General features: G+C 61.1%; 2 protein-coding genes. Both read left to right on the top strand.

Translation table 11 applies throughout. The features are described 5' to 3' along the window. Positions 1-2,864: TonB-dependent receptor (locus JNL55_RS33375; RefSeq protein ID WP_293865019.1), on the top strand; the 2,864-nt coding region annotated here is incomplete at its 5' end. A 40-nt stretch (positions 2,865-2,904) separates the two neighbouring features. Continuing rightward, positions 2,905-4,586: hypothetical protein (locus tag JNL55_RS33370; RefSeq protein WP_293865016.1), on the top strand; the 1,682-nt coding region annotated here is incomplete at its 3' end.

Below are 4,586 nucleotides of genomic sequence, written 5' to 3'. Positions count from 1 at the left end.
GTCGTCGCGGCTTCAGATCTGCATTGATCCTGTCTGTATGCTCCGTGTTGGCCGCGGCAGCGGTCAGCGCTGAGGATCTCAAACCGGTCGACGTGCCGGCGGGGGATTTGATCGCGGCGCTGAAAACGTTCGCCAAGCAGACCGGCGTCGAAGTGGTGTATCGCACCGATCGACTGCAAGGCATGACCACCCACGGCGTCACCGGAACGCTGACTCCAGTCGAGGCGGCAAAGAAGCTTCTCGAAGGCACCGCGTTCACGGTGAGCATGGACGAATCGACGGGCGCTCTGCTGATCGCCACCAGCGCCTCGCGCACCAGTGTGGATGCGGAGCCGATGGTGCTGGCGGAAATCGTCGTCACCGGTTCCAACATCGTGTCCTCTGTCGAGGCTGAACAGCGCAGCGTGCCGGTCGACGTGATCACGGCCGAGGACATCAGCAAGACCGGTGCCACCTCGCTCGCTGAAGTGCTGGCCAACAATCCGGCGCTCGCTGGCGGTGCGTTGGCCGAACAACAAAGCGGTGGGCGAGGGTTCGCCAATCTGCGCGGCCTCGGGCCGCAATACACGCTGGTGTTGCTGAACGGACGCCGCCTGTCGGCCAACGATCCCACCAACATCCTGTCGATTCCGGCCGAAGCAGTAGAGCGCGTCGAAATACTCAAGTCGGGCGCGTCCGCCATTTATGGTTCGGATGCCGTGGCCGGCGTCATCAACGTGATTCTGAAGAGCAGCGCCGACGGCATGCATGCCAGCGTGAGTTATGGCGACACGACCCAGGGCGGCGGACAGACCACCGACGTCAATGTGTATGGCGGCACGCAGTCGGATACCTCTCGCTTTTTCTTTCTGCTCAATCATATGACCCGCGGTGACATCGGCATGCGCGATCGCGATATCACAGCGACCAGCGATAAGCGTGCGTTCGGCGGCTACGATGAGCGCAGCCAATTCGGTAATCCCGGCCGCATCGGCGGCGTCAACGGATTCGGCGATCTCATCGCGGATTCGACACGCGTGCCGCGCGGCAGTTATTCGTTGAACCCTTCCGACTACCGCGCTTACGACCCGGACGCCGATCTGTTCGATACCAATGCGCTGGGCAATCCCAGCGCCATCGCCGGCACCGAGCGCTTGACCGTACTCAGCAATTTCGAGCAGGACTTCCTGGACGGGCGCGCCAGCTTTTTCATGACCGGCTTTTTCTGGCAAATGAAAGAGAAGGCGTATCTGGCGCCGTTGGGCCTGTCGTTCTCGGATCCGGAGATCGGGCCGATTCCCGCCAGCAATCCCTATAACCCATTCGGTCAGGAGATCAGCGATCTCGACTACGTGCCGCTGGAACTGGGACGGCGACTGCAGGAGACGCCGGCGCATACTTATCGTATCAGCGGTGGCTTGCGCGGCGAGGTAGGGCAGTGGCGACTCGAATCGGCACTGTCCTGGTTTCGTAACGAGTTCACCAACGAGTTACCCAACAGCATCATCAAGTCGGCGCTGCGTACTGCAATCAATCGTCCCGGCGCCACCGCCTTCAATCCGTTCTGCAACCAGTGCAACACCGCTGAACAATTCGCAGGCTTGCTGACCACCAGCGGCACGGAGATTGGCTTCAGCTCGGACGCGGTAGATTTTCGCGCGAGCGGGCCGCTGTTCGCGTTGCCTACCGGACTGGTGAGAGCAGCCGTTGGCGCCGAGCATCGGCGCGAAGGCGTCTCGCTGACGCCCGATTCTCTGACCCAGATCGGTGGCACTGTAGGTTCCTATCCGGGCGGCGCGTATGAATACAAGCGCACCATTCGTTCGTTGTTCGCCGAGGTGCAGGTGCCGCTGTTGCCGGCCGCGGGCAGAGCAGAGAGCCCGCTCGAACTCACGGTGGCAGCGCGGTCGGAGGACTACAGCGATTTCGGTTCGGAGACCAGCCCGCTCGCGTCGCTGCGTTATTCCTTCCTGGATGGACAGGTGACGTTGCGTGCGTCGTATGCAAAGGCGTTTCTCGCACCGTACCTCGAGCTGGCGACTTATGATTACTTCGGCACCTTCACCGATTTCCTGATCGATCCGGTGACTCAACAACCCACCCAGACCTTGGTGGTGTATTCGGGAACGCCGGAGATCGAACCGGAGCGTTCCACCACCAAAGGCTTCGGCATCATCTTGACGCCGCATGCAGTGCCGGGCTTGACGGTCACGCTCGACGGCTATCGCATCGAGCAAACCGACTTCACGGCGTTCGATCCGCAAGCCTCTCTGGACGGTACGGCGCCTGGTGTCGTGAATGCGAGAGGCAATGACGTCGGCCCCGGCGGTGAGGACATCATTCTCACCGCTTACTACTACAACCTCGATCACCGTGCCACTGAAGGCTACGAGGCCAGCGTGAACTACGAGCTCCCGGAGCTGGCCGCCGGGCGCTTCATTGTCGACCTTGGCCTGTCGCGGCTGACCAAGTTCGAAGTGTTCGGCATCGTCCCCGGGGAGCTGGTGGATCTGGCTGGCAAGTACGATCCGACTGCGGGCTCGACACGTACGCCGGCGCTACCCAAGACGCGCGGTTCATTAGCTTTGTCATGGGAACGCGGTGCTTGGTCTGCCTCTTCCCAGTTGAGCTACATGTCCGGCTATCGTGAAACCGAAGCGCGTGCCATTGGTTCGTATTCGACGACCAATTTCCAAGTGGGTTACACGCTGGGTAAGACCTCGGCGCAAGCGTGGTTGCCCGTCGAGGCGATCCAGTTGACGCTTGGCGTGCAGAACGCCTTCGATCGCGACGTGCCGTTCCTCACGGTGGTGAACGACTACAACAAATACGAAAACGATTTGCGCGGTCGCTTTGTATACGCACGCGTGGGCGTGGATTTCTAACACTCCTGTTGCCACGAACGAGTGTTGGGGGTCGTTGGTCATGAAAACGACGTTGTTTGCTTGCGCGCTTGTTTTGCTCTCCGTCACGTGCGCGGCCAAACCACAGATTGATGCCTCTGTTTACGATAGCTGGCCGTCGGTAGACGGCGCGCAGATCAGCGAAGACGGCAGTTACGCGTCCTACGTCGGGCGAGCGGGCAGCTCGCCGGCGAAACTCGTGATCGTGTCTACGGACGCCCGCTGGCGAATGGAACTGCCCGCCGCCAGCGCAGCCGATTTCGTTTGTGAGTTACGCAGCGCCTGCCGATTCATGGTAGTTCGAGAGTTGCAGGGCGCGTTGAGTGTCGTGCAACTCGGCAGCTCGTCGGTTGCTCGACTAGGGGCGGTTGAGACTTACAAGGTAAGCGCCCAGGGTGGCTCGCCTTGGCTTGCGTATCAGCCCCGGAGCGAGAGCCAGCAACTGCGGCTGGTAAATCTCAACACGCAACAAGAACGCCGGTTTGAGAAGGTCGTCGAGTACGCCTTCGGTACCGACGGACGATCGCTATTGATAACGACCGCTGCTGAATCGCAGGCGCTGCAGTGGCTCGATCTCGACACCGGCAAGGCCACGACGATCTGGCAAGGTCGCGGTGTATCCGGCGCAGTGTTTGACGATAGCGGCAAGCGGCTAGCATTTGTAGTGAACTCCGCTGACGCGGGTTCGGCAGCGCGCTCATTCTGGTACTACGTTGCTGGTACGGCACGCGCGCGGATGGTCGCCGACGGACGTTCACCCACGCTCAGCGCTGGGCTTCGGTTGAACGGAATTCGGGAGTTCTCCAAGGATGGCCGGCATCTGCTCATCGACTTGCAGCGTAACGTGCCGACGCTCGAACCCTCGGCTGATGCAGTCGACGTGGACGTTTGGAGCTATCGTGATGAGCGGCTGCAGTCTCAGCAGCTGGCGGATCTGGCAGCAGGCCGGACGGATCGAAACTACGCGGCTTTGCTCGACCTCGAGAGTCGGCACATCGTCCAGCTCGAACACAACAACGAACTGATCCGCGAACGAGCTTTCAATACCCGCCTAGGCGAAGTGGCTTTACTCGACCGCCGCTCCGGCAGCGCGGATCGCAGCGAGCATCATTGGAGCAGCGCCGGCAAGCTCTCGACCGAGCTGCTGTTGTTTCGCAATGGTCGGCGCATCCCGGTCTCAACCTGGGATGCAGCCGACGAGAGTCGTCCCCAGCTGTCGCCTGGTGGTCGGTTCGTCGTCTACTTCGATCCCGCCAAGCAGGTCTTTCTCAGCCTCGACACTGCTTCGGGTATCGTGCGTGAGATCAGTCGCGGCATCGACACGAACTGGCAGCGAGTCGATGCGCAGTGGTTGCCTCTGTCCTGGTCACGTCTACGTGGCGTCGCTGGCTGGCTGCAAGGCGATGCGGCCGTCCTGATCTATGATCGCTACGATGTGTGGCAGATCGATCTGAGCGGCAAGGCTGCGCCGATCAATGTGACCAATGGCTACGGCAACCGCACGCAGACTATTTTCTCTCTGCGATCGGACGTGATGCCGCACGAGCGCGTCTTCGCTCGCAATGAGCGACTGATTCTGCCGGCCTTCGACCGAGCCACCAAGCACAGTGGATTCTTCACGCAGCGCCTGGGGCAGGTGGCTGATCCGCAGCGTTTGTCGATGGGGCCGTATGCGTACTACTTGCCCACACACGAGCGTGGGAT

The sequence above is a fragment of the Steroidobacter sp. genome (assembly GCF_016790065.1).
Lineage (GTDB): Bacteria > Pseudomonadota > Gammaproteobacteria > Steroidobacterales > Steroidobacteraceae > Steroidobacter.
This window is presented reverse-complemented; position numbering and strand designations above follow the sequence as displayed.